This is a genomic window from Blautia sp. AF19-13LB (assembly GCF_003479105.1).
GTDB lineage: Bacteria > Bacillota > Clostridia > Lachnospirales > Lachnospiraceae > Fusicatenibacter > Fusicatenibacter saccharivorans.
This window is the reverse complement of sequence record NZ_QUGO01000076.1, coordinates 1-423: the sequence shown is the minus strand read 5'-3', so window position 1 is coordinate 423 and position 423 is coordinate 1. Positions and strand designations below refer to the sequence as shown.

At 42.6% G+C, this 423-nt stretch carries 1 protein-coding gene; it reads right to left on the bottom strand.

Going from position 1 to position 423, the window contains the following annotated elements:
• Positions 1-361: RNA-guided endonuclease TnpB family protein (locus DWX32_RS20405; RefSeq protein ID WP_243037656.1), on the bottom strand; the 361-nt coding region annotated here is incomplete at its 3' end.
• Positions 362-423: the final 62 nt, after the last annotated feature.

The following is a 423-nucleotide window of genomic DNA, read 5'->3' as shown; positions in this document are numbered from 1 at the left end:
TACGAATGTTGTCTTTTTGATTTACCGTTCTGTACGACTGAAAATGGTTATGTTTGCTTTTGAAAGTTGGATGGGACGCCCTTTTTTGAAAAAAGTTTACAAATCCCCGGTCAAGATCCCGCAATGACTGCTGTAATGCGATGGAATCGACTTCTTTCAGAAAAGCAAACTCTTCCTGCTTTTTCAGTTCCGTCAGCATGGCAGAAGTCTGGCCATAGCCGATTTTTTTCCCTTTTTCATAGCCTTCCTTACGCATGGCAAGTCCCCGGTTATAGATGAACCTGCAGCATCCCAGCGTCTGGTGGATGAAGTTTTTCTGTTCTCTGTTCGGGTAGATCCTGAATTTGATCCCTTTTTGCATTAGCCCATCTTATCCTTTTGTCTCTGCGATGTTTTCTGGTTTTCGATATACTGTTTTACTGC